This window comes from Chryseobacterium sp. MDT2-18 (assembly GCF_030815285.1).
GTDB classification, from domain to species: Bacteria; Bacteroidota; Bacteroidia; order Flavobacteriales; family Weeksellaceae; genus Kaistella; species Kaistella salivictor.
Genome location: NZ_JAUSWQ010000007.1, coordinates 89,319 through 114,812 on the forward strand (window position 1 = coordinate 89,319; position 25,494 = coordinate 114,812).

Sequence of the window (25,494 nt, forward strand, 5' to 3'; positions counted from 1 at the left end):
GCAGTGCGAAAAATTTTAAAAAGTTGGGTATTTTATTTTTCATTTTCTAATCTTTTTATCATTGTTTTCATTTCTTCTATTTCTTTTCTTTGCGCAGAAATGATACTTTCAGCTAATTTTTTTACTTCGGGGTCTTTAATGTCGGCTCTTTCACTTGTTAAAATGGCGATGGAATGGTGAGGAATCATTCCTTTCATCCAAAGAACATCGCCAACAATGGGACTTTGCGTACGAACCAAACCGAGTGCAACGAAAAACAATCCTATACTTCCCACTATTATTCCCAGGTTTTTCTGCTTATTTTGATACATTTTGCGCATAAAGAAAAACATGATCAAAGCCATCGTGGAGATTCCAAGACATACCATATAAAATCTGGTCATGCTGAAATAAACGTGATCTAGTTCATAGGTATTGAGATACATGGTTATGTACATCGCTACAAATGAGGCCACAAGCATTAAAACAAATTTGCTGTAAACGTTACTTTTTGAGTGATCCATTGAATTTTCCATCAATTTATTTTTAAATGTTAATATTTTTTAAACGTAATGAATTACCGATCACAGACACGGAACTAAAACTCATAGCCAAGGCTGCAATCATCGGTGATAAAAGGATTCCAAAAACAGGAAACAAAACGCCTGCTGCAATTGGAATTCCTAAAATATTATAAGCTAAAGCGAAAAATAAGTTTTGCTTGATATTCTTCATAACAGCATCGCTTAGGTTTCTTGCTTTTACAATTCCGTGCAAGTCACCCTGTACCAAAGTGATCATTGCGCTTTCAATCGCAACATCAGTTCCGGTTCCCATCGCGATTCCGACATCACTTTTTGCCAACGCAGGTGCATCGTTAATTCCATCTCCAGCCATTGCTACGATCTTTCCACTTTTCTGAAGTTTTTCTACTTCCTGCAGTTTATTTTCGGGTAGCATTCCAGCTTTAAAATGAACAAGATTGAGTTCTTTGGCAACCGCCTGTGCAGTATCGTGATTGTCTCCTGTAAGCATGATAACATCAATACCTTTTTCCTGTAATGCTTTAATTGCTTTTGCACTGGTCGGTTTTATTTTGTCACTAATAACCACATATCCCGAAACTTTTCCCTCTACAGATAAGAAAGAAACAGTTTTTCCTTGTTTTTGAAAATTTTGCACTTCGGTTTCCATCAAAGAGGTGATTTCAGCTTTGGCATATTCCATCATTTTGGCATTACCCAGATCAATTTTTTTTCCGTTGACCTTTCCCTCAACACCTTTTCCTGTGACTGCATTGAAATTTTCAGCATTTACAATTTCTATATTTTGTTCTTTCCCATATTTTACGGTAGCCTCTGCTAATGGATGTTCGCTCATTTTATTTAAAGAAACAATGAACTGTAGAACTTCTTTTTCTGTAAGCCGATCTCCGAAAACTCCAATTTTTTCAACGGTTGGTTTTCCCTCCGTAATAGTTCCTGTTTTATCGATGATTAAAGTATCGACCTTATCCATTTTTTCCAAGGCTTCGGCGTTTTTTATAAGTACCCCATTTTGAGCACCTTTACCAACACCGACCATTACAGACATTGGTGTTGCTAATCCTAAAGCACATGGGCAAGCAATAATAAGAACAGCAATTGCATTTACAAAAGCATAAACATAAACCGGTTGTGGTCCAAAGACTGCCCACACGATGAATGTAATAACAGAAATAAGTACAACAATTGGCACAAAATAACCCGACACCGTATCGGCTAATTTCTGAATTGGTGCCCGACTGCGACTGGCGTTATTGACCATTTCCACAATTTGAGAGAGCAAAGTATCTGAACCCACTTTCTCCGCTTTCATTAAAAACGATTGGTTACCGTTGATGGTTCCACTGCTTACTTTATCGTCTATTGTTTTGGTTACAGGAATCGGTTCTCCCGTAATCATTGATTCATCTACAGAGGTTTCGCCTTCTGTAATTGCACCATCTACTGGAATTTTTTCGCCAGGTTTTACACGCAGAATGTCACCTATGACGATTTGTTCAATAGTCACTTCTTCTTCAATGCCGTCTTTAACTCTGATGGCTCGGTTTGGCGCGAGTTTTAATAATTCTTTAACTGCAGAATTTGTTTTGCTGTGTGCTCTGGCTTCCAATACCTGTCCCAGTAGCACTAAAGTCAAAATTACCGTGGCAGCCTCAAAATATACATGAACTGCTCCGGTGTGCGATTTAAATTGTTTTGGAAAAATATCCGGAAAAAACATTCCGAAAACACTGAAAAGGAAAGCGGCTCCCGCACCAATTCCTATCAACGTAAACATATTGAGATTCCATGTTTTAATACTTTTATAGGCACGTTCAAAAAACATCCAGGTCGCATAAAACACAACCGGAATCGATAGAACGAACTGAACCCAGTTCCAGTATTTTTGTTCCATCAAATTATATAATGGATTGTTTGGAATCATTTCACTCATTGCTATTAAAACAATGGGTAAACTAAAAATTACGGCAATCCATAATTTCTTTAGTAATTTTTTATAGGTTTTTTCTTCCGCTGAAATATCAGGTTCCATCGGCACCAGATCCATCCCACAAATAGGACAGGCGCCAGGTTTATCTCTGATTATTTCGGGGTGCATTGGACAAGTCCATTGTTCCGAATTCGAGTTGCTTAATTTTTGTTCTTCTACCAGATCCATTCCGCAGACGGGACAATCGCCTGCTTTGTCGTACGTTTTTTCACCTTCACAATGCATTGGGCAGTAAAAAGTACCGTTACCTTTTACTTTTTTAATTTCTTTTTTCTTGGTTTCTGCCTCTGCTTTTGGCAGATCACCTATATTATGAATACTGTATGTTCCACCATCTTTTTTCAAGGCTTCCTGATATTTTTCAATGTGCAAATGACCATCTGTTTCAATAACTGCTTCCTCTTTCAAGAGATCAACCGTTACTTTTGAAACGCCTTCAATTTTTGAAAGTGTTTCTTCTACGTGTTTCCGGCAACCGTCACAGGTCATCCCGTGAATATGATAGGTGTGTTTCATAATTTTACTTTACTTAAATTTTTAATTTACCGAATTTGATCAATTTTATCAAATACCGATTTGTTTGGGATCCTACTTCCCAAATAGTTGCAGTACAATTACTCCAATAATAATTGCGCCGATGAATATATACAGTCCGTAGTTCCACCATTTTTTAAAACCAGTTTTTTTCTGATTATTTTCATTTCCTGTTTTGCAGCAATCCTTCATAATAATCCTTTTTTGTGCCTAACAAAGAGAAAAGGGTAATGTAATAATTCATTACATATTCTAACCTTTTCTCTCGTCAGGACTTAAATTTTAATTATTAGGTATTTTTCAATATCGCAATATTTTACTGAATCGTTCTCTGAACTTTACCACATGTCAGCATTTTGCTGCCATAAAATGGGTTTCTAACCTCATTGCTTTTACTCAACAAAGTGCTTCCTTTTTGATACATTGGGCAAAACTGTTCGTATAATTTCATTTTAGTTCCAGTAATTGCAACCAGATCTGAAATGTCTTTGCTTAATGTTTTAAAGTGATCACGTTGATGATCGATTGGGCTTTTTGAAATATGTTCAGCGTGCTCTGTAGCATCATCTATAATATCTGCCAACTCTTTTTTATCCGCTGCAGAATATTTTGAAGCGCTAAAAGACTTTAATGAAACGGCGAGTTTAGCGCCTGCAGTGCCTGCTTTCTTGCTGTCGTCTCCTACCAAAGCATCTTTCAAATTAAAATAATCGCCCAAAATAGCCTCTGCTTTTGCATCGCTTTTCATAGACATTATTTTACCGTTGCTCATTTTCATACCCATTTTACCGTGATCCATTTTACTTTTCTGTTGCGCGTTTGCAAAAGAAATAGCGAATAACATTACTGTTGCTATACTTACTTTTAAATTTTTCATTTTATTTTTTTAAAATTTTATAAACTGTCTCTTTTTTGTGCCATCCATTCTATCATTTCCTGCTTTTCAGCTTTTGTAAACTTTGCATCTCTGTGAATAATGGTGTAAGAATTCAAAGGCATTTCATCATCTCTTATCTGATTAACTATTGCTTTCAATTTGCTTTTTTTCTGTCTTACAGATAAAGAATCCCACTCACTGAAATTCAGTTCTTTTTTTCCATCTTTCACATGATTTGCTAAAAACATTGCGGCGGGCTGGATTTTGTTGTACCATGGATAACGGGAATTATTACTGTGACAATCATAGCAGGAGGTCTGCAACTTATTTTTAATATTTGCCGGAACCTTATTGACAACCAAAAAGTCTGCTTTTGAAGTGGTTTGGCTTTGATTAATTTGTTTTGGAAGAAATTGTATACCAACAAATGCGATTAATAAAACCACTGCTATGATCTTGAAAATTTTCATTTTATTTTAATTCCTTTTTCACGCTTCCACAAGTCAACATCGATTTGCCGTAAAAGGGATTTTTTATCGTTTTTTCTGCACTTAACCAAGTCGCATCTGCCATTGGACAATAAAGTACGAAAACTGAATCGTTTGAAAGTTTGAAGTTCTTCGCCACTGCAACCATATTTTCAGATAATTTTGCAAACGATTCCCGTTGAGTTTCTATGCTTCTACTTTCAGCAATGGTAGAAGCATCTTTTCGGAGAACGTCTAGATTCCCTTCCGACATAACTTTGTAATCTACCATAGATGCAGATTTTATAAAGTCGTTTGCTGCTTTGGAGGCTCCATCTGAATTGTCTGTTACCAAAGCATCTTTGATGATGATATAATTTTGGTAAAGTTTAGAAATTGATGCGTCAGAAATTTGCGCTGATAAATTAAAAGTTGAAAATACTGAGAATAATGCTGTGAAAATTAATTTTTTCATTGTAATAAATTTTTGATTGTTTTTTATAAAGAAGATTCCAAAAAAAATGGCTACAATTAATAACGATTTTTCAGGTGAAAAATGACGGATTTATTCTAAGTTCTAAAATTACAATAAGAAATAAATAAGGGTAATTCTGTCCTGTCCGGTGGTGCATTTAGCGGAACAGAAAATTGATTACTTTCTACCGGTGTTAAGAAATCTGCATAGAATATTTGCGGAATAATTGCTACAGCAGGCGCATCATTTATAAATGAAATATCTGCTTTCTGAGGAACATCTGTTTTTAAAATCTTAATTTCACTTTTACAACAACCTTTCTTTTTTTTGGTACCACAAAGGGCACAAGTTAAAGTGGAAGAAGTTGAAGAAGCGGAAGAAACAAAAGTTTGATCCAAGCAATAATGCATGTTATAAACCATTCCGGATGAAAATCCAAAATAGAAAACGGTGAACATAATTGCTAAATACTTTTTCATAATAATTTACAAATAATTTAATAAAATTATTTTTTATTAAATTTTAGAATGTAGTGAATATAATTCTCATTTTTACCGTAATAATCAAGCTGTTATAATTATCTTTTAATTTTAAATCGTATTTAGCCACAGCATGAACCTGCAGATTTTTTCGGTTCATTGTCTTCCGTACTAGCAACGCGATAGTCTCCCGCGTCAGACAATGCTTTATTTATTTGTTGATCGGTAACTGTTTGGGCGGCTTGCAAATCTGCCTGAGGTGGGTTTAAAGTTACAGAAACTTCCTGTACACCTTCTATAGTTGAAAGTGCTTTTTCAACAGACTTTACACAACCACCGCAAGTCATCCCTTTAATTAAAACAATTTGATTCATAATTTAAAATTTTGTACGACTTATTTTTACATTACAAAATTAATGACTGAAAATATAACTTATTGTTACAATTCGGTTTATTACTTACACAATATCGTCTATGGATTTTCTTTCCCATTTTCGCAGATTTTTGAATTCCGTCATAGACATACCTGTCTCATGCTTAAACTGTTTTGCTAAATGACCACTGTTGTTATAATCTAAACTATAGGCTATTTCGGAAAAATTCAGTTCCCCAAATTGTATCAATTCTTTCACTTTTTCCATCTTCAGATTAATCCTGTATTTTTCGATGGTTATACCTTCCTTTAAACTAAATAATTTACTCAAAACCGAATAGGATTTGTTAAAAGTAGCGGTTAGAAAAGCCGGTAAATTTGAATAATCTTGATTTTCAATTTTATTAATGATCGCAATTTTTATTTCTTCAACCAATACATCCGTTTCCTCGATTAACAATTCAAAACCGAGTTCTTGGAGAATCTTTTCCAGTTTAGAAATCTCAACTGGCATATCGTGATCCAGTACAACTTGTCCTAATTCTAAGGAATCGATATGATAGCCTAAAGTATTCAGTTCTCGCATCACCGCCGACTTACAGCGATCGCACACCATATTTTTTATATATAAAGTTGTTTTCATATTGGTGTTTTAATGGTTATTTATTTTAATAGTTTTTATAATCTGCATCCACGTTGATAATGAATGTATGAACTTGATGAAAATCTTACATATCATGACCCGCCATTGGATTTGCACCTTTTTTGAAAATGTATTCGCTATTGAGCAGATAAGTTCCTGAAATTACGATATCGTCACCCTCCTTAATTCCAGAAATAATTTCTATGCGGTCATCGGTTTCCAGACCTGTTTTCACCATTTTGTTGACGAAGGTGTTTTTTGCGGTTTTTACCCAGACGGTCGCCATTTTACCATCGCGGATCACCGCATCAATCGGTAAGGTCAATGAATTAGTTGAGGGGTTTTCCAACAAAACATAGACAGGCATACCGGGTTTGAGCAAATGATCTTTATTGGGAATGGAAACCCGTACCAGATTGATTCGGCTGGCGGAATTGATTTCAGGATTTGTAAAGTCGATTTTACCCTCGATTTTCAAATTATCAAGATCAGGCAGCGACACAGTCACTTTACTGTCTCGGTGGATGAGTGCCATCTGCGAAGAATAAACCTGAGCTTCTGCCCAAAGCGTCGAAAGATCGGCAAGAGTCAAAATAGTTCCGCCTTCGGAAAGATACGCACCTTCCGAAATATTTAGATTCGTAATATATCCCGCTCCGGTGCTCAATACCGTAGTTGTCAATGATACTTTTCGGCTCCGCTCCAGCTGCCGGACCTGACCTTCAGACATGCCCCACAGCGAAAGTTTATTGCGGGAACTCTGAAGCAACTGGTTAAAATCGATAGAAGTATTTCCTGTAAAGAGATTTCGTCTTTCCAACGCGAGCAAATATTCCTGTTTAGCATTATTCAGTTCTTCACTATAAATCTCAATAAGCGGTGAACCTTGCGGCACATATTCGCCAATATTTCTATAATAAAGTTTTTCAACTCTGCCCATCACCCGCGAACTCACTGAATGCATTTTATACTGATTGAAATTGAGTGTGCCTGTCAGCGTAAGTTTGTCGGACAATTCATCATTTCCGAGACTGACGGTTTTTATATTTCCCAGTTTTATCTGCTCATCGTTCAGGACAAGCTCATTGGGATCGGCATTTTTTTTCTTTTCAACTGGAACTAAATCCATATGGCAAATTGGGCATTTTCCCGGTTTATCTCCCACAATTTGGGGATGCATAGAACAGGTGTAATATATATCGTGCTTGGCGTGCGGATCTTCTTCCTTTTTACAGGAAAAAAGAAAAACCAACAGTACCATTATGAGAATATTAAATTTCATTTTTTCTTTATTTACTTATTTACTTTAATCAGACTTTCACTGTCCATGAGATATTGAGCGTTTTCTGCCACCTCGTCTTCAGGTTCCAAACCACTTACAATTTCAATTTTATCTTTAATGATGGGCCCGATCCCTACTTTGTGTGCAATGAAACCTCCCGCAACTTTTTTGAAGACAATTTTATCCATACCTAAAGAAACCACGGCAGTTTTTGGCAGCCAGTCGGCTACTTTAGAATGACTGGAAATCTCCGCTCTTACCTGGCTTCCAATTGGAATTTTCCCGATGCTGTTGTCGAAATAAACTCTTGCCGTAACCGTTTTGCTGTCCGGACGGAAAAAGGGTTCAATAAAATCAATAGTTCCATTGAAGCGCCGGGAAGGATCACTTTGGGGAATCACCGCAACCGACTGTCCTTTACTGACCAATGCGATATCTTCTGCAAAAATATTGAGAACTGCCCAACTTTTATTCGGATTATAAACCGTGAAAATGTTTTGCCCTTTTTCAAGATACATTCCTTCTTTCAGAGGTAATTCTGCAGTAACTGCACTTCCACCCGGCATGGCACTTTCCGGTGAAGGAGAGGCGCTTGCCGCCATATTTCCGGCTCCCTGAATATATCCGCTGTAATTACTGAAAACTGGAACACTTAGATCGGGTCTGCCTTTTCTGCTGATGCTTTGAATCTGCGACGCAGGCATTCCCAGAAGCAGTAATTTTTGTCGGGAAGCAATGAGCAGCATTACGTTTGACCGGTCATTTTTTAAAATAAATAAATGATTCTGCTGCGCGGTGAGCAATTCCGGGCTGTATATATCGAGAATGCGCTGTCCTTTGGAAACTTTCTGGTATTTGTAGCGCACATATAGTTTCTCGATTCGTCCGGAAACCCGCGAAGAAATAGTCCCAATCTGGCGCGTGTCGTAATCCACAATTCCTAAAGCGTCTACCGTGGTGGGAATATTTTCTTTTTTTAAACGCACGACAGGCAACTGCGAGACCACGAAATTGTTGGTGGGTTGCAGCAAATCATCTAATTTGATGCCTTCTTCTTTTTGAGCCAGTGCATCTTTCAATACCAAATCCATCCCACATTTTGGGCATTTGCCGGGTTTGTCTGAGATAATTTCCGGATGCATCGGACAGGTATACGTATGTAGCGCATCCGCTTGGGTGTCTTCCCAAAATTTTATTTTTTCACATGCTGACAAAGTTAAAAGCAGGAATGTGAACAGTATTAATTTTTTCATCTTTTTTCAAGTAATCGGTCCAGTTCAGTTTGAGATTGTACGGCTTTGGTAAGAATATCGAGATATTCCAACTGCGTCATATTGAGTTTCTCCCACGCATCATAAAGCGTGAAAAGATCCTCCGTATTTTGCTCGTAGCCTAACTGCATTATTTTATAATTGTTCTTCAAGGCGGGAATAATGGTATTTTCATACAGTTGAATCTGTTTTTTATTCAGCTCCAGCTCGTTACGCATTCCATAGGCTCTGCCGCTATACTCGTTGACCATCAACTTTTTCTTTGCAAGCAACGCTTCTTCCTTGATCTGTAAGCTTTCGATATTGCCATCGTACATTTTAGAAGCCCATGGAACCAGGGGTATTTTCGCCATTACCATTAATGAAAACTGCATTGGCTGTCCGCCGAAGCCCGCCATATTTTCGAATTTTACACCGAATTCCGGCCGCAGATTCTGTCTTTCCAAATCCTGTTTCAGCTGGGCAATATTAATTTCCCGGTCAATCCCACGCAGGTCACTTCTGTTCTGATAAAAATTTTGGGCGTCGAAAAGTTCCAGCGCATACTCATTTAAATTAAAATCGGACTTTACTTCTAAAGGTTCCATAGGATTTCTTCCCATCAAAGCATTAAGACGGATTCTCTTTACGCGGATATCGTTATCGTACATTAATTGCATATTATCTGCGGAGCCGAGTGCTGCCTTCGCTTTGTAATAAGCGGAAATTTTCCCGAGGCCATTCTTGTACCGGATTTCGGAATTCCTGATCATAAAGTCGAGCATTACCTTGTTTTCCTTAACTACTTTTATTTTCTTCGCTAAAACCACCCAGTCGTAATACAATTGTTTTGCATCCTGAAAATTTTCGTTCAAAGCCGCATACAATTTCTCTTTCTCCACCGAAGACATGGCCGTCATCAGATCTTCATTGGCATCCAATTTCTTTTTATTGGGAATCATTTGTTCTACAGACACCGCAAAAGAGCCCATTCCGAGCATATCACCCTTCCTGCTCCAACGCTGCGGATTATAGGGTGTCATAAAAAGACCTGCACCAACCGTCGGTGGCATCCAGCTTCTGGAACCTTTAGCAGCAGCATCGAGTGATCTCATTTCTGCATCGTACATTTTTACCACCGGATTATTGGCCGCAATACTGTCTAAAATTTCAGACAAAGGCATTTGCTGAGCACTCATTTTGCCAGAAAAAAAGGCAAATAATAGTAGAAGTGTTATTTTTTTCATTTTAATTATGATTAAATTTTAATGGGAAGCATCAAGTACATCTATTTTCCCGAGCTTATTCAATTCCCATTCTTTCTGCATCAAAAAGATGATTGGCGTGACCAAAAGAATATGAATGGCCGACGTGAAAACGCCCCCTACCATTGGCAAAACAATAGGTTTCATCATGTCACTGCCGACGCCGTGACTCCAAAGAATCGGAACCAGACCGAAGAGCGTCACACAAACCGTCATTATTTTGGGTCTCAACCGTTTGGCTGCACCATAAATAACATACTCACGCAGTTCCTCATTGGTAATGGTTTCGCGGGAATTACCGTTTTTCGCTACCAATTGGACCATGGCATCGTTGAGATAAATGACCATTACAATTCCGGTTTCTACGGCGAGTCCGAAAAGTGCGATAAACCCCACTGCCACTGCAACGGAAAGATTAACGCCCCAAATCGATATCATAAAAACACCTCCAATTAAGGCAAAAGGAATACTGATGAGATTGAAAAACGCTTCGCGATAAGAGTTAAAAGCAAAATACATAGATAGAAAAATGACAATAAGCACGATGGGCATTATCATTTTTAATGTTTGTTCGCCTCGAATCAAATTCTCGTATTGGCCGCTCCACTCCACATAATATCCTTTTGGCATTTTCGCCATTTTACTATCTATCCTTTTCTTGGCTTCTTCTACAGTACTCCCTAAATCACGGTCCCGAACATTGAATAAAACGGCACCGCGCAACATGGCATTTTCAGAATTGATCATTGGTGGACCTTCGGAGAGTTGTACATCTGCTACGGAACTTAAAGGGATGGAACCAAAGTTCATGGTCTGCAAAGGCAATCGACGGATCGATTCTAAATTATTACGGAAATCCTGGCCGTAGCGTGCATTCACCGAAAAACGCTGCCGTCCTTCAATGGTTGTGGTCAGTTTCATTCCACCCAGAGCACTTTCTACGACGGTATTTACATCATCAACACTTAAACCGTATCTGCCAATTTCATCTTTATTTATTTTTATATCGATGTATTTACCACCCGTAATCGGTTCCACGAACATATCTTTAATTCCGTCAATACCGACCAGTTCATTTTTAATTTGTTGAGATAAGGCATAAATGCTATCTAAATTTTCTCCGTACACCTTCACGCCGACATCGGTTCTGATTCCGGTAGAAAGCATATTGATCCTGTTTACAATGGGCATTGTCCAGCCATTTGTAACGCCAGGAATTTGAAGTTTGGCATTTAATTCATCGATCAAACTTTCTTTTGTAGTTCCGTCCCGCCATTCATCCCGAGGTTTCAATAAAATAATGGTTTCAATCATGGAGATGGGCGAGTTATCGGTGGCTGTGTTGGCTCTACCGGCTTTGCCTAAAACATGATCCACTTCTGGAACGCTTTTGATAATTTTATCCTGAACCTGGAGCAGTCTTTTTGCTTCCGAATTAGAAATATCGGGCAGCGTTACGGGCATAAAAAGGATGGAACCTTCATCCAAAGGCGGCATAAACTCCCGACCGAGATTCAGCACCATCGGAATGCTGATTAAAAGGGCGAGAAGATTAATTCCGAGTGTGGTTTTTCGCCACTTAATACACCATCTGATCAGAGGTTCATAAAATCGTTCTAAACCTCTATTTATTGGGTTTTTATTGTCATCCTTAAATTTTCCTTTCATAAAAAAAGAAATAAGCACTGGTGCCAAAGTAAGGACTAGAAAAGCATCAACAATCAGAATGAAAGTTTTGGTGTAAGCAAGCGGATGGAACAATTTGCCCTCCTGTCCTGTAAGCATAAATACGGGCAGAAAAGAAACCACAATAATCACGGTAGAGAAAAACACTCCTCTTGATACCTGTTTACACGATTTTTCAATAATACTCATCCGAATATCTTCGGGTATCTTTTTATAATTATCCGGCTTTTGGCTTTTCTTCCGGAATATATTTTTAAACCAATCGGTCTTCATTATTAGGAGTTTTTGTTTTGGTTATGATTCTGCCAATCCGACAGGTTTTTGTAGGCATTTTCCGACATGATAATTCCATTATCTACGATGACTCCAATGGCTAAGGCAATTCCTGTAAGCGACATGATATTGGAGGAGAGTCCGAAAGCATTGAGTATAATAAAGGCAATGGCAATAGTGATTGGAATTTGAATAATAATACTCAAGGCACTGCGCCAATGAAAAAGAAAAACAATGACAATAATAGCCACCACAATCATTTCTTCAACTAGTTTGGTTTTAATATTATCTATCGCTGCTTCTATTAGAGTACTTCGATCGTAGGAGGTTTTTAAGGTAACACCTTCTGGCAGACCTTTTTCCACCTCTTTCATTTTCTCCTTTACATCATTAATGACTTTGTCCGCATTCTCACCGTAGCGCGCGACGATAATTCCGCCCACTACTTCCCCTTTACCGTCAACATCAAAAATACCCGTCCGCAAATCGCCACCCATTTGCACGGATGCCACATCTTTCACCCGAACTGGAATGCCTTGATTATTGCTCACGGCGATATTCTCGATATCTTCAATATTCTTAATGTAGCCCAGACCGCGAATGATATACGCCATGTCCGCCATCTCAAATTTTCTGCCGCCGACATCATTATTATTGGTTTTCACTGCGTTCATTACATCTATTAACGAAATGTTGTAATACTGCAGTTTCACAGGATCGATGACGAGTTGATATTGTTTTTCAAAACCGCCAAAAGAGGCAACTTCAGCAACTCCAGGAACGGTTTGCAGGGCGAATTTTATATACCAATCCTGCAATGCGCGCTGATCGCCCAGATCCATGTTTGGTGCATCTAAATGATACCAGTAGACATGACCTACTCCGGTACCATCAGGTCCCAAAGTAGGTGTCACATCTTGTGGAAGTAAGCGTTGTGCATAATTGAGCCGTTCCATCACCCTTGTTCTTGCCCAGTAAATATCGGCATCGTCCTCGAAAATGACATAGACGAAACTCATCCCGAACATCGAGGAAGCCCGAATATTTTTAATTTTCGGAATTCCCTGCAGATTGCTCACGAGCGGAAAAGTTACCTGATCCTCAATAATCTGAGGACTTCTGCCCATCCATTCGGTGAAGACGATAACTTGGTTTTCACTTAAATCCGGAATGGCATCAATGGGATTGCTCCGTACGGCAAAGATTCCCCAAATAAAAAGGGCGGCCGCAATAAGTAATACAAAGTATCGGTTTTTAAGTGATAATCTTATTAAATTTTGAATCATAATGGTTGATATGTTTACTTGATTTCTTCCTGAACCTCGCCACAGCTAAGCATGTCTTTTCCATAGTAAGGATTTTTCACTTCCGCAGAATTGCTCAGCCAGAAAGCACCTTTGCTTTCATTGTACATCGGGCAAAAGACTTTGTAAACTGGTTTTGAAGTACCGAAATCTTTAACCAAATCATAAAAATCTGCACTTAATAAATCCAGATGTTCTCTTTGATGTTCGATATTTCCAGCATTTTCTCCGATGTGTTCTGCATGTTCTTTAAGGTCAGCGACGATATCTGCGAACCCTTTTTTTTGTTCCGTTGAAAAGCTGCTTTGGTCAATTTTCGCGAGTGACTGTACTATATTTTTACCGACAGAAGCAGCTTTCCCATCGTCGTCATTTGCGAGGGCTGAAGTCAATTCCATATAGTTTAATGTAAGTTCGTTAAGATTGGCGGAGGATTTTTTGGCCGCGGTAACGGTCATGTTGGTACCCTCCATCATTTGGCCATCTTTCATACCTTTCATATCGTGTTGCATGGTAGTGTTAGCAGTTTGTTCTTTGTTGTCTTTGCAGGCACTCATAGATAGTGTTCCGATTGCCAATAAACTGAAGATTAATATTTTCATTATTTTAAAAGTTTAAAAGTTATTTGTTAAAAAAAGTAGTATAATTAGATTGATTTTCGAAGTACAAAACGCCATCGTTCTGATCAGAGATCGCGATAATTGCAGTCGCTTTATCTACCGGTTTCTTAGATACCGGATCAGTAGCCGTACGTGCGCTTTCCTGCGTCGGGATTTTATTCTGACAATCTGCGCAACAGCCGTAATAAACTTTGCCGTCATATTTTACTTCCAGCTGTTTTTTACCCATATAGGCATTATTCACCATGCAAACTTCATCGTTGGGAACGAGGTCTCCAATTTTTGGCTGGTTATTAGTAACACCAGCATTTACCACTGCGGCATTTTTATCGGTTTCGGGACTATTACAGGAATAAAGGAATACGGCCAATACAGCCATTATACCAAAAGCCAAATTTTTCATGAAATTCAGATTTAAGATTAAGATTGGATTTGTTGAAGTGTCAGATAGAAATTGACCTTTAAAGATCAATTTATTAAAGTGTGACGTATGATCACAATATTATTTCCCGTACATGACAATTACGGATACAGGCAAAAAATAGGATGCCGACAAGAAACAAACTACATTGTACGACAATGCATAATTTTGGCTGTAAGAAGAGTATTTACCCTATTTTTGGCGGTTGCCAAATGGTGTGAAATCCATTGGAATAAAACGGATTAAGATAATAGAATTGCGATCTTTTGGAAGTAAAATCAAACTTATTTTGAGAATTTAGGAACTTATTGCTATCAGCGAGCACTGGATATTGAAAGGAACTGCAAGTATTTCCACTGCAGTTTCCGGAACAGTCACCGGTTGAGCATTGATGGGATTTAGGATGACAACATTCATCTTCACAGTCTCCGCTGGAACATTCCGGCTGTAGCTCAGCAAATGACTGTCTGAACTCTAATACAATCAAAGACTTTTCTACTTTATCAGCCTTACTATTTATAGCGCAACCGAATAAAAAATTAGGTACCAGAAATAAAACCAGTATAAAACAGAAAAACGGTATTTTAGAATTAATATGCATTTTTAAGTAATCCGTTACAAATATAGTTATTTTAACTCATAGACCGATCATTATTTGGCTATGTTATATGATAAAAATCATTTTTTTTAAGTTATCATGATAGATTTCTGTGTGTATAGTATGACATTTGGCTTTTCCAATATTTAGAATATTTTAATAAAAAAGTTGTTCTTACTAATTAGATGTTGGAGATTCCACTGCTGAAGTGTAAAAATCGATGGGTTGTCAATATTACATTTTGTAAACTTGACAAATTAAAAATTATCTATCTTCTACCTGCAAATTTCCTATTCTCAGTTTTGGATTCAGAATAATTAATGGCAACTACTCTATGTTTATCGTTTATGGCAGCGAAAAGAACATGCTTAAATAATTTTCTATTTTCCTCTTCCCTATCCTTCACATGATCAGTCTTGACATTCAATTTCAGCCGCGCTTTTTTCTCTTCTTTATATTGTTCAATTAAATTAGTTTCTATAAAGGGCAATTCTTCCAATTTCTCATCTATTTTGGATATATTCTCTGCGGTTGCTTGAGATTGTTTTTCTATTTCCGTAACATTCACGCCTTTCTCAGATAATTTTAAAATAGTATTATGGACTTCCACTTTGGCTAAATCTATACTTTTTTGGTACGATGTCAGTTGGGTTTCCCAATAATCTGCGTTTAAGTCGTCGCTATTTTTTGAATATTCTAAAATCCTTTCGTAAGCATTTTCCGCGTTATGAACTTCAGATTGTACTTTTGTAAAATCTTCGTATTTCCTTAAAACGAAAGCACTATCAGCAAGGAATTTATTTTTCTCACTCTCTAATTTTTTTTTCAGCAACTCTATTTCAATTTTTGCTCTTGTTTCGGGATTTGTGATGATTGAAGTTTTCAATTCTTGAGTGCTAATATCCGAGATGTCTAAAACATCTGCACCTCTTTTCATCGCTTCCAAATATCTCGCTTGTTTCGCCTGCAGTTTCTGCAACATGAAAACATCGATACTGTCATTGGTCAACATAAAATTGATTCGCATATTTTGATTTTTGTTTCCCTGTCTCCACGCTCTCCCTTCAACTTGGCGCAAAGAAGTAAAATTGTAGGGCAATGTTAATAAATACACATCGGTCGTGTTTTCCTGCAAATTCATCCCTTCCTGAATGGCTTCACTTCCTATTACTATTTTTATTTTTCCCAAATTGAAGTTATCCTGAATTGTTACTCGTTGCTTCTTTGGAGTACTTCCGGTGATAATTCCCACTTCTTCAGCATTGTAATTCAATTCTTTTATTAAATATTCTTTCAACTTTGGAAATTGCGCAACGGCTAATTCGGAATAAATTATCTGTCCAGAATCCGGAAGGTCATTTTTATTCTGCCGGATAAGATTCATGGTTTCTTTTAATTTTGGAGAGTTTTCTATAAACTCTTTTAAGGGTGGCTCCTCGCCTTCATAATAGATTGATAAATAGGGAGAAAAAGCAATTAATCTTGCGTTGAGAATATGCGTTAAAATTGCTCCTTTTTCCGTTTCATTAAAATTTTGATTCAATAATTCATATTGCTTTGTCATTAAATCATTCTGCTCAATTTTGTATTCTTTATTGATTTTATTCGGACGAATTAACTCCAAATTATCTTCTTCTCCTTTAATATCAATAAATTCTGAAAGCAATTGCTGGAATAACTGATTGTTTTTAAATCTTCGCACATTTGGTTTAAATTTAACATCACCTTTCGCATCAATCTCCATATCATTATCCGCTTCCATAAAAGTTTCGAAGAATGTGTTCACATTAAAATATCCGGAGTCTTCCAAACGTTTATTGGCAATTAATGATAATATGGAATAATATTCTAGAGGCTTATTCGTGAACGGCGTTGCGGAAAGTAGCGTTACATTTCTTCCGTTTTGTTTATCCTGAATATATTGCGCGGCCATCCATGTGTTGATCCCTAATTTAGAAGTCTGTTGATTTTGATTTCTAAAATCTGATGAAAACCTACGATCTTCGATTTTTACTTTTCCGACAATATGATTCGCGTTATGAACTTCATCGTAGGTCAAATGATCAAATCCAAAATCTTCCCAATCGTAGATTTTTCCGCGTTTCATCTTGCCTTTAATTTCTTTTTCTTTCTGGAGTTCAATCTGTAAATCCCTTTCCGTATTGGTCACGCTTTTTAGTTCATTAGCGGAAATGTAATTAAATTTTGACGAAAGCTTCTCTGTAATCTCCTGGGAAAAACCAATATTATTAAATCCTTCATAAGTAACAATCGAGATTTCACCGTCTTTATTATCAAATTTAGAAAGGTCATAATCTTTGCCCAGATTACCTAAAACATTGACTTTTGCATTTGGGATCGTTTCAAAAATTGTTTCCACCCACTGTTTTAAGATACTGTCATTAGGCACTACAATCAAGGGCTTTTTTGAATTTCCTCTGTGCATTGCTTCGTGTAAGGAAAGAATCCCCGATAAGGTTTTTCCAAAACCCACTTCATGCGCCAAAAGTCCTACACCTTTCGTCGTTTGCCGTCCGATACCGGATTTTTGGACTTCTGTTAATCGTAGCTCTATACCTTTAAAATTTTGATAGATTTTCGAAAATAGCGGAAATTTTGAATAATCCGGAACATGAATATGATTGTAATTTTTGTTGAACTCTTTAACGAATCGATCTCGCAAATCATCAGACAATTCCTCTCTGATAAATTTTGAAAACAAATCATTTGCGGCCGTTTTTCTTCTTTCCCGAATTAGAGCGTTTCGCTCTTTATCGCTTCCTGTTACGGTTTCGTTATCTACAAAACTTCTAACTTCCCACGAAGATGAGCCAGCAAAAGCCTCGCTCGGAAGATTGCTGACAAAATCTTTGAATTTTTCTGCAAGATTATATTCAACAATTACCGTTTCAGTCTCTCTTTTTTCATGATTATACTGCTCTTTTTCTATAGTTCCTAATTTAAATTGGTGTACAAATTCGTGATTTGGATTGATAGAAATTTCTTCCAATGTTTTTAGTTTGGGCAGTACATTTAATAAAAGTGCTTTCTGCTTTTCAAAATATTTCTTTTCCAATCCCAAAATTCCCCAATCTTCTTTAAAATCTTTTTCCAGTTGATCTAACTTCTCATAAATATTTCCTTCTGCATAATAAAAATCGTGAACATATTTTCCGTCTTGGTAGTTGGCGTAAGCAAAATGTCTGGAGTGATTATGAATCGTGCCGTCATAGGAAGTGGCTTTGAATGCTGCTATTTGTTCCTCAGTAATGTCCGAACTATTTTGCAATGATGCATCAACAATACGATCTTCTTTCGCAAATTGGTATTTCAAAACACCTTTCTTAATTAATGGTTGTGACTGAATTTCATATTCAGAATTTTTATTGTTTTGCGACTGAAGAACCTTATTTACTTTCTCTGACAGATCATTCAATTTTGCATTTGAAAAGTTCTCCGGTTTATCAGATATTTGACTTTTCAACCCTGCGAATTTTTCAATTTGTGTAAGGATTGAAGGGGATTTAAACTTTACAGTAACTAGTACCAACAGAACGTCCTCTAACTTTTTTAAAATCGCTTTTTTTAGCGTTTCATCTTCAGTTTTAGATCTTTTCCGGATATCTTCTTGAATTTCAGGAATTATATTCGTTAGCGGAACGCTCTTGTCAACATCACGTTCATTGATTTCTAAATCCTCGAAAAGATTGCCAATTCGTACCGTTTCTTTTCTATTTCGAAGATTACTAAGTAAAACGATTGCATCATCTAAATTGCCATGCACGTAAAACTCCAAACGTCCGAAGCGATTGGCTTTCTCTCTAATTTCCCCTAAGATATTTTGTGGATTTTTATCAAAATAATCAGAAATATTTTGATTGATAGATTGACTATTCTTTTTAAGAATTATAATATCCGTCCCGATTTGTGTTCCCGCAAAAGCACCACTTGGCAAACGGTAAGCACTTAACAATTCAGCATTATTTAATTTTTCGTGACGGTTCAACCAGCCGGAAGGAACAACCATTGCCAAAATCCCATCTTGTTTCAGAGAATCCAGACCACGTTTAATAAAATAGTCCTCATATTTTGAGATTTTACTTTCTTCACCTAACCCTTTATAAAAACCTCTGTGTTCTCCATAAGGTGGATTTCCAATGACCAAATCATATTTGTTGCTATAATCATTTGAACTCCTTTTGTTTCCATGATCATCAATAAATTCTGTTTCAAAAGATCGAAGATTGATTTCTGCTTCAGGATGAAAGATCTTTGCTATTTTCGCAGTGGTTGGATTTATTTCAAATCCTTTTACATCTGATTTGATGCCTAACCCAGCAGAAGCATTGATGAAATTACCTGTTCCAACACTAGGTTCCAAAACAGATATTTCCTTTTTATATTTGAATTGATCAGAAATCAGATTGCGAACTGCATCTACAATTTTACTATCTGTATAATATTCATCAAGAATTCCGCGTCCTTCTTTTGCAGTTCCACCGCTTTTAAACTGGTTACAAATATCTTTAAGATCATCGGTAATGATGACATTTTCCCTAATTATTATTTTGCCAGTTTCAGAAACAAAACAAGCCGCAGAAACTACTTCTGCGACTTGTTCATTGGTCAATTTTTGACCCTTATATTTTTCTATTAAGTTGTTTAATTCTATTAACTCCGCAGAAGTTCTTATTATTTTTCCGTCCAGGATAATTTCTCCGCTTCCATTTTCTGAAGCATTTTCTTGTTGTGCATTTCTAACGGATTTTGCGATTCTTCTTCCAGTGAGATTGATCCGTTTTGATTCTGGAGATCCATTTCCAGCATTTTGGCTGCCCAATTCTTGTCCGCTTGAGATATCTCTTTTTTGTTTGGATTCGAGAGTTTTGCTAAATTCTCCACTATTGTTTCCATTGATTTGGATTCTAAAGTTTTCATTTTCGACTGTATTTGGTTCTACTAAATTAACATTTTTATTTTGAAGTTCTAATTTATGCTGCAAATATTCATTCAAATCATTGTGTCTATTTTCTGAGATATTATATAAGGCGCGAATGTCTTTGACACTATTGCTAATGAACGAGTTTAAAATTTTTTTTGTCGCTTCGTTTCCGGCTTTGTCACCGTCCAGACAAAGAAACATTTTACCTTTGTAATCCGAATATTTATTTAAAAATTTGTCAAGATTTGTTATGGAATTAAGAGTGATGAGGGTTCTGTTATTTTTTTGATTATTTACTTTCAAAAGCTGCGCAAAGGATAACATATCTGTCATTCCTTCAAAAACGACCACCTCATTTTTTTCACCTATTATTTCTGAAATATTATTTTTCCCAACCTTCGACTTCATTAATGAATTTCGAATTTCAAACCCACCAGATATATTTTCGATTCCGATTCCAAAATAATTTTTACCTGCAATTTCGTAATGAATTTGCTTGGTGTGATCCACTAAAATTTGCTTTGATATACCGCGACCTTCAAAATAGGATATCAATTTTTCATTACTGGGTATTAGTGAATTTGTAATATGAAAAGTCGCTGACTTACTCTTAACTTTCAATAAATTTGTTTGTTCATTTCTAATACTATTATCGTACAGCATAAAATTTTGATTAAAGTTTTTAACAAATTCTAGGGCATTTCTCCAATCTACATTTTCGAATTCCATTACTGCTTTTATAATTTGACCACCTTCACCAGTTTTAAAATCATAATACCCATTGTCGGAAACAGAAAATTTATTATGGTCTGTTTTAAAATAATATTCTCTTCCGATTTTACGGTCGAAGTTCAACTCACCTCTTTTTTCAAGATGAAGAAAATAGTCAAGTATGGACAGACTTTTTGAAATAGTTTCAATTTCAGAATTAGAATAATAGAATGAATATTCATGCATTATTTTTTCTTTTTTACAAACTCATTAAATTCAAATATTTCTTTGGCTTCATCGTCCCAATTCTTTCTGGGTAACAATTGAAGTGTCACGAAAATATCTTTGTCTTTATTGTAAGAATCAATTCTTTCAAGTCTTCCTCCATAATCAATTTCGGCGTGTTTATAAATCGAATAAGGCAAAATGGTGTCGGTTGGATAAATGTAAAAGCGTGAAAAACTTTTTGCAGAATTAATTTCGAAGCGTTTATAATTTTTATTGAAAAGCACGGTGTCGCTAATGTTTTTTCGATGGAGGTAATTTGGAATCCACTCGTCAGAGAAAAGTGCACCTTCTTTCTTTTTAGAAACTAAAACTGACTTTTGATGTTTTGAAAGATCTGAAAGAATTTCACTGCCACTATTCTCAATTCCAACTTTAAAATAAATTGAATCCTTGATATAGTAAATTTTATCAGTTACCTCTGGAAAATTCAAATCCGGTATTAACTCTAACAGATAAGAATCAGAGTAATTCATTCTTGAGATGTGAAAATTCTGCACTTTATCCAATCCTTTTGAGGCATCTAAATAAACATTCGAGATAAGATCTATTCCTCCTTTATCAGGCCTAATTTCTTTTTTACACGAGTACGTTGTCAATAATAAAAATATTGCCAGTATTAACACTGATTCGCTCCGGAAAATGAATTTATTTCTACTAAAATTCCAATATTCTTGTACCATATTCTTTACTTTTAAAAGAGAAAAAACGGTTAATCATAGTCAATCAACCGTTTTTAAAATTTATTGATTGACGTTTTTATCTTTTAATACTCTGTTCCTTGACGTTACTTTTATCATGCTTATTGTCATTGTCCAGACCTTCTAAAGGCTTATTGGTATTAATTCGGTTCATATCCTGATCATAAATACTCAAGTTTTTGTATTGCGGATTAAGAACTGCTTTTCCTTCAACAACTTGGTCGTCGATTTCAAATTTAACTTTGACCACATTTCCTTTTTCCAGAGATTTGATCGTGCTTTCTCTGTACTCCGGCTTGTCGAAAATCAAATTAGATTTCTCTACAATTTGATTAGTATCCACTCCATAATTCTTGTAGAAATTTTGAAAATTATAATTCCCTTTTTCGGTTTTAGGTTCCACAAAGTTCAGTTTCACAAAAGCCGGTTCTAGTTGTTCCGTTTTGGGATTAGTAAATTCAATTTTTACAGCTCTCCCTTCTAATAAATTAATTGCTTCCTTCGCAGTAAATGTGTTCTCTCTGTTTACCGGGAAATTCTGTGATATTTCTTCCGATTTATCGTTATTCAAAACAGCCTTGTAGGAATTAAGAAAAACTCCTCCACTTTCTGTTTTATTAAATTTTAAAGTGAAATCCACCTCGTTACCCGCTGATGCTTTGTCTGAACTGGCTTTAATTTCAAATTGCTGTTCTGCCGAATTAAGTCCAGTTTCTAAATCCTTGTGAAGTTTCTCACCTTCACCAAAACCAAGGTATTTCATTTGATTTCTTAAATAATCTTCTTGATTAAATTCTTTTTGTGTTTCCATAATTTTTGATTTTTGATTGTGTTTATAATTAATAATATTTGAGTTTTCATTTACTTGATCATTCATTTCTTTTGGACTTTTCAATGCCCCACTATCAGCGAACGACTCATATAATTTCCGTCCATTTCCACTGTTGAATCGAATTGCATCTAAAATTTCAATCCCCGAAAAATGAAGTTTTTTATTGTAGGTATTAACTTGCTCTGGGGTTATATTATTTCCATATAAAATACACTTCGACCCACCGAACTTTGCAACCTTTCCAATGATAAAATCAAGTTGATTATCGGGAGGCATAATGAATTTCCCAACGATATTCAACTGATTGTTGAGCACCAACAATTCCGTCTTATCGGATATCCCAAATTTTTGAGAAGTAATAAATTTTGCGATATCTGTTGAACTCGTAATTTTAACGGGTTGATAATTTTCCACCAGAACCTGTTTACTGAAAGAATATGGCTGTATTTCTTTGAAAGATTCTGGATTAGATTTCATGTAAATATGAGCGGTTTCATTTTCGTCAAAAACGACATACTTTCCACTTCTCAAATTGATAATGACTCCACTATTGACCTTTATATTTGAATCTTCCAATGCCATCTTCAACTTTATAATGCAATCCACATCTGCTTTTGAAACTTTCAAATTTCCGCTTGGATGATTATGTACCAAAGTAATTGCTGAAGGGTTCGCTTCAAGGACATTTCCTATCAAAAGCCGGTTATCTACAAATGCCGCATCAAATGTTCCGGTGGAAATATGCTGAACAAAATATCCTTTATCTTTAAAATCATAAACTAAAAAGGCATGCTCTACAGCTTCATCCTCTAGGGCTTTAAATAACCAGGCAACATCATCAATACTACCAATTTTTTCATTTCCAAAAAGCTGAAGTGATTTGTTTTCAGCGAAACGTCTTTCTACTAATGCAAAATCGTCGGATTGCAAAGAATCTTGCGGTTCCCGTAGTAAATTGGATCCGGCACCAGTTTCATTGGGATTAAACAATTTAAAGGGTAATTTTTCACCTGACGATGTCTTTGCATACCTTGTTGTTTCATCTTCTTCAAAAGTAAAGTTTGAGTTTGCTGATATTTTCGTTTTTCCTTCTGCTGTAATCGATTCGATTTCTTTTTCATTTCGAGTTAATTTTGGATGGTATTTATCTTCGAGTTCTTTTCTAATTTCTTGGATCGGAATAACTGCATCGTAATCAATTAAATGTGACTTTTGTCCTTCATCTAATCTCACGACCAAAGATTCCCCCGTTTTAAAATAATTGAATCCCATTTTCATAAATTCCAGATTGGCAATCGCTTCATCAATATCAGAAAATTCCATTTTTTGAAAACCCGCAGATTCAATTTGTTCGTTGTACTTACCTATTTCTAATGTTATATTCATATTCAGTTTATAGTAATGGTGGGATTTTTAACTGATTATCGTCTGAAACCTCTTGATTTTTCAAAATTCTCATTTTGGTCAAGATTTTCCTCTTTGATCCGATTAGCATCTTGATATAAATCAGGATCATTTACATTAAGTTGAACCTCTGACTGTTCTTGTTTCGTAGAATTATTTTGATTTTGAGCAATTGAGTTGATGCTGCTGATTTCTTTTGATACAATATTCAAATCGTTGGTTATTTCTTTTGCTATCTCTGGAAACTGATCAATTTTATCCTGCAGAAAACTTTTCAGTTTTAGCAATTCTGTTGTATATCTGCTCATTTCAGATACCTCTTTTTTATCTTCTATAATCGCAGTCAGTTCCTGTGCATTTTTCACTAAATCAAACTCTACCACAATATTGGTTTTCTTGTCATATACAAAGGCTTTCTTTTCAAAATTTAATTGGTTGTCGCCTTTCGACAGATCCTTTATTTCTGAATATTCTATCCTTTCTTTACTTTTTGCCAAGATGGTAGCAATATTTTTATCCCTTTCCAGAAAAATCACGTTTAAACGGCTATTATTTTCAATAAGTTGAAATGTTGCCCTGTTCTTTTTATTATCGACTACAATGCTGTAACCTTGCAGAAATTTCTGGATATCCTGAGCAGATAGTTTTTTTGAATAAGAATTGTCAGGTTCTACAATTCCATATTTTTTTAATTCGTCTGTGGGTAAATTGTTAGTTTCCATAGTGTGTTGCTATTAAATTATTTGCTTTTATGAGATCATTTAAAAAATGAATTGGGTTGATGTAGTTTCCATTTTCACTTACAGAAAAATGGAGATGTGGACCAGTTGAATTTCCCGAATTACCACTTTTCGCAATTATAAATCCTGCCTTTACAAATTCGCCTACTCTATAATAGATTTCAGATAAATGCAGGTAGGAGGTGACAAATGAATCAGAATGTTTTATTTTTAAAAAATTCCCTCCACCTTTTGAATCCCATCCTGAACCAGTTACCACGCCGTCCATTACCGAATACACCTTTTCGTAATATGCTTTCAGATCTGCGCCGTTGTGCATTTTCTCCATTCCAAAAACTGGATGAGTTCGGGATCCAAAAGGAGAAGTAACTGCTATTCCTTTTTTTAGAGGCATATGAATCTTGGATGTAAAGCTTACTTCTCTGTCATCTATAAAACTGAAAGTTTTCAGAGATTTAAAATTTTCTTTCAGTGATGCGTTTGCTTTCAAAATGAGAATCAATGAATCTTCAATCCTTTTAAAATCAAAATCTTTATTATTTATTTTTGGAGAATTATTTTTCATTATTGCAGATTTCAGAGAATCAATTTCTCTTTTCAGTTCTGCTTTTGAAGTGGAACTAAATCGTTTTACTCCTCTGCGTTTCTTCACAGTTTGATCTTCTTTCTGATTTTCAACTTTTTGTTTATTTATGTTCAAAGGTGCAATGGACTCTTTTTCAATTGGCGTTCGTGTTAAAGTATTAAATTGTGCATTCATCAGTTGACCACAAAAAATGCCTAATAGCAGAATTGTCATTTTTATATTTCCAATCATG

At 35.9% G+C, this 25,494-nt stretch carries 21 protein-coding genes; all 21 read right to left on the reverse strand.

What is annotated here, in order from left to right:
- Positions 1–32: 32 nt before the first annotated feature.
- On the reverse strand, positions 33–515 hold the full coding sequence (locus QF004_RS09090) for a DUF305 domain-containing protein (RefSeq protein WP_076387916.1): 483 nt from the start codon (positions 513–515) through the stop codon (positions 33–35).
- A 10-nt stretch (positions 516–525) separates the two neighbouring features.
- Positions 526–3,030, reverse strand: coding sequence for a heavy metal translocating P-type ATPase (locus tag QF004_RS09095; RefSeq protein ID WP_307425304.1), 2,505 nt, complete (start codon positions 3,028–3,030; stop codon positions 526–528).
- Between the two features lie 72 nt (positions 3,031–3,102).
- Complete coding sequence (locus tag QF004_RS09100) at positions 3,103–3,240, reverse strand: hypothetical protein (protein ID WP_307425307.1); 138 nt, start codon at positions 3,238–3,240, stop codon at positions 3,103–3,105.
- Positions 3,241–3,364: 124 nt separating this feature from the next.
- Positions 3,365–3,925: a DUF3347 domain-containing protein gene (locus tag QF004_RS09105; RefSeq protein ID WP_307425309.1), complete on the reverse strand. Its 561-nt coding sequence runs from the start codon at positions 3,923–3,925 to the stop codon at positions 3,365–3,367.
- A gap of 17 nt (positions 3,926–3,942) precedes the next feature.
- A complete protein-coding gene (locus QF004_RS09110) occupies positions 3,943–4,395 on the reverse strand; it encodes a heme-binding domain-containing protein (protein WP_235141797.1) in 453 nt (150 codons plus the stop codon).
- 1 nt (position 4,396) lies between these two features.
- Complete coding sequence (locus tag QF004_RS09115; protein ID WP_235141796.1) at positions 4,397–4,867, reverse strand: DUF3347 domain-containing protein; 471 nt, start codon at positions 4,865–4,867, stop codon at positions 4,397–4,399.
- Between the two features lie 95 nt (positions 4,868–4,962).
- On the reverse strand, positions 4,963–5,346 hold the full coding sequence (locus QF004_RS09120) for a hypothetical protein (RefSeq protein ID WP_307425313.1): 384 nt from the start codon (positions 5,344–5,346) through the stop codon (positions 4,963–4,965).
- A 122-nt stretch (positions 5,347–5,468) separates the two neighbouring features.
- A complete protein-coding gene (locus QF004_RS09125; RefSeq protein ID WP_307425316.1) occupies positions 5,469–5,720 on the reverse strand; it encodes a heavy-metal-associated domain-containing protein in 252 nt (83 codons plus the stop codon).
- An 84-nt stretch (positions 5,721–5,804) separates the two neighbouring features.
- Positions 5,805–6,362, reverse strand: coding sequence for an AraC family transcriptional regulator (locus tag QF004_RS09130; protein WP_307425319.1), 558 nt, complete (start codon positions 6,360–6,362; stop codon positions 5,805–5,807).
- A gap of 85 nt (positions 6,363–6,447) precedes the next feature.
- Entirely contained in the window at positions 6,448–7,644 is a 1,197-nt protein-coding gene (locus QF004_RS09135) for an efflux RND transporter periplasmic adaptor subunit (protein ID WP_307425322.1), read from the reverse strand.
- An 11-nt stretch (positions 7,645–7,655) separates the two neighbouring features.
- Complete coding sequence (locus QF004_RS09140; RefSeq protein ID WP_307425325.1) at positions 7,656–8,897, reverse strand: efflux RND transporter periplasmic adaptor subunit; 1,242 nt, start codon at positions 8,895–8,897, stop codon at positions 7,656–7,658.
- Positions 8,894–10,093: a TolC family protein gene (locus tag QF004_RS09145; RefSeq protein ID WP_307425328.1), complete on the reverse strand. Its 1,200-nt coding sequence runs from the start codon at positions 10,091–10,093 to the stop codon at positions 8,894–8,896. The genes QF004_RS09140 and QF004_RS09145 overlap by 4 nt, the downstream gene beginning before the upstream one ends.
- Before the next feature lie 66 nt (positions 10,094–10,159).
- A complete protein-coding gene (locus QF004_RS09150; protein WP_260089131.1) occupies positions 10,160–12,118 on the reverse strand; it encodes an efflux RND transporter permease subunit in 1,959 nt (652 codons plus the stop codon).
- Positions 12,119–12,120: 2 nt separating this feature from the next.
- Positions 12,121–13,404 (reverse strand): efflux RND transporter permease subunit, encoded by a 1,284-nt coding sequence (locus QF004_RS09155; RefSeq protein ID WP_260089130.1) that lies wholly within the window; start codon positions 13,402–13,404, stop codon positions 12,121–12,123.
- A 14-nt stretch (positions 13,405–13,418) separates the two neighbouring features.
- Positions 13,419–14,024 (reverse strand): DUF3347 domain-containing protein, encoded by a 606-nt coding sequence (locus QF004_RS09160; protein ID WP_307425331.1) that lies wholly within the window; start codon positions 14,022–14,024, stop codon positions 13,419–13,421.
- 19 nt (positions 14,025–14,043) lie between these two features.
- Entirely contained in the window at positions 14,044–14,445 is a 402-nt protein-coding gene (locus tag QF004_RS09165) for a hypothetical protein (RefSeq protein WP_235141790.1), read from the reverse strand.
- Between the two features lie 884 nt (positions 14,446–15,329).
- Positions 15,330–20,960, reverse strand: a complete 5,631-nt coding sequence (locus tag QF004_RS09170) for a helicase-related protein (RefSeq protein ID WP_307425335.1) — start codon at positions 20,958–20,960, stop codon at positions 15,330–15,332.
- Positions 20,960–21,682 (reverse strand): hypothetical protein, encoded by a 723-nt coding sequence (locus tag QF004_RS09175; protein ID WP_307425337.1) that lies wholly within the window; start codon positions 21,680–21,682, stop codon positions 20,960–20,962. The genes QF004_RS09170 and QF004_RS09175 overlap by 1 nt, the downstream gene beginning before the upstream one ends.
- A gap of 76 nt (positions 21,683–21,758) precedes the next feature.
- Complete coding sequence (locus QF004_RS09180) at positions 21,759–23,918, reverse strand: JAB domain-containing protein (RefSeq protein ID WP_307425341.1); 2,160 nt, start codon at positions 23,916–23,918, stop codon at positions 21,759–21,761.
- Between the two features lie 35 nt (positions 23,919–23,953).
- Positions 23,954–24,658 (reverse strand): hypothetical protein, encoded by a 705-nt coding sequence (locus QF004_RS09185; RefSeq protein WP_307425344.1) that lies wholly within the window; start codon positions 24,656–24,658, stop codon positions 23,954–23,956.
- The gene (locus QF004_RS09190) at positions 24,648–25,475 is read right to left on the reverse strand and encodes a M23 family metallopeptidase (protein ID WP_307425348.1); all 828 of its coding nucleotides are present in this window, start codon (positions 25,473–25,475) and stop codon (positions 24,648–24,650) included. Before QF004_RS09190 ends, QF004_RS09185 begins: the two co-directional genes overlap by 11 nt.
- Positions 25,476–25,494: the final 19 nt, after the last annotated feature.

Bases quoted from the DNA above. Each gene is read 5' to 3' on its own strand.
- QF004_RS09090 (WP_076387916.1), bottom strand. From the start codon at position 515: ATGGAAAATTCAATGGATCACTCAAAAAGTAACGTTTACAGCAAATTT.
- QF004_RS09095 (WP_307425304.1), bottom strand. From the start codon at position 3,030: ATGAAACACACCTATCATATTCACGGGATGACCTGTGACGGTTGCCGG.
- QF004_RS09100 (WP_307425307.1), bottom strand. From the start codon at position 3,240: ATGAAGGATTGCTGCAAAACAGGAAATGAAAATAATCAGAAAAAAACT.
- QF004_RS09105 (WP_307425309.1), bottom strand. From the start codon at position 3,925: ATGAAAAATTTAAAAGTAAGTATAGCAACAGTAATGTTATTCGCTATT.
- QF004_RS09110 (WP_235141797.1), bottom strand. From the start codon at position 4,395: ATGAAAATTTTCAAGATCATAGCAGTGGTTTTATTAATCGCATTTGTT.
- QF004_RS09115 (WP_235141796.1), bottom strand. From the start codon at position 4,867: ATGAAAAAATTAATTTTCACAGCATTATTCTCAGTATTTTCAACTTTT.
- QF004_RS09120 (WP_307425313.1), bottom strand. From the start codon at position 5,346: ATGAAAAAGTATTTAGCAATTATGTTCACCGTTTTCTATTTTGGATTT.
- QF004_RS09125 (WP_307425316.1), bottom strand. From the start codon at position 5,720: ATGAATCAAATTGTTTTAATTAAAGGGATGACTTGCGGTGGTTGTGTA.
- QF004_RS09130 (WP_307425319.1), bottom strand. From the start codon at position 6,362: ATGAAAACAACTTTATATATAAAAAATATGGTGTGCGATCGCTGTAAG.
- QF004_RS09135 (WP_307425322.1), bottom strand. From the start codon at position 7,644: ATGAAATTTAATATTCTCATAATGGTACTGTTGGTTTTTCTTTTTTCC.
- QF004_RS09140 (WP_307425325.1), bottom strand. From the start codon at position 8,897: ATGAAAAAATTAATACTGTTCACATTCCTGCTTTTAACTTTGTCAGCA.
- QF004_RS09145 (WP_307425328.1), bottom strand. From the start codon at position 10,093: ATGAGTGCTCAGCAAATGCCTTTGTCTGAAATTTTAGACAGTATTGCG.
- QF004_RS09150 (WP_260089131.1), bottom strand. From the start codon at position 12,118: ATGAAGACCGATTGGTTTAAAAATATATTCCGGAAGAAAAGCCAAAAG.
- QF004_RS09155 (WP_260089130.1), bottom strand. From the start codon at position 13,404: ATGATTCAAAATTTAATAAGATTATCACTTAAAAACCGATACTTTGTA.
- QF004_RS09160 (WP_307425331.1), bottom strand. From the start codon at position 14,024: ATGAAAATATTAATCTTCAGTTTATTGGCAATCGGAACACTATCTATG.
- QF004_RS09165 (WP_235141790.1), bottom strand. From the start codon at position 14,445: ATGAAAAATTTGGCTTTTGGTATAATGGCTGTATTGGCCGTATTCCTT.
- QF004_RS09170 (WP_307425335.1), bottom strand. From the start codon at position 20,960: ATGCATGAATATTCATTCTATTATTCTAATTCTGAAATTGAAACTATT.
- QF004_RS09175 (WP_307425337.1), bottom strand. From the start codon at position 21,682: ATGGTACAAGAATATTGGAATTTTAGTAGAAATAAATTCATTTTCCGG.
- QF004_RS09180 (WP_307425341.1), bottom strand. From the start codon at position 23,918: ATGAATATAACATTAGAAATAGGTAAGTACAACGAACAAATTGAATCT.
- QF004_RS09185 (WP_307425344.1), bottom strand. From the start codon at position 24,658: ATGGAAACTAACAATTTACCCACAGACGAATTAAAAAAATATGGAATT.
- QF004_RS09190 (WP_307425348.1), bottom strand. From the start codon at position 25,475: ATGACAATTCTGCTATTAGGCATTTTTTGTGGTCAACTGATGAATGCA.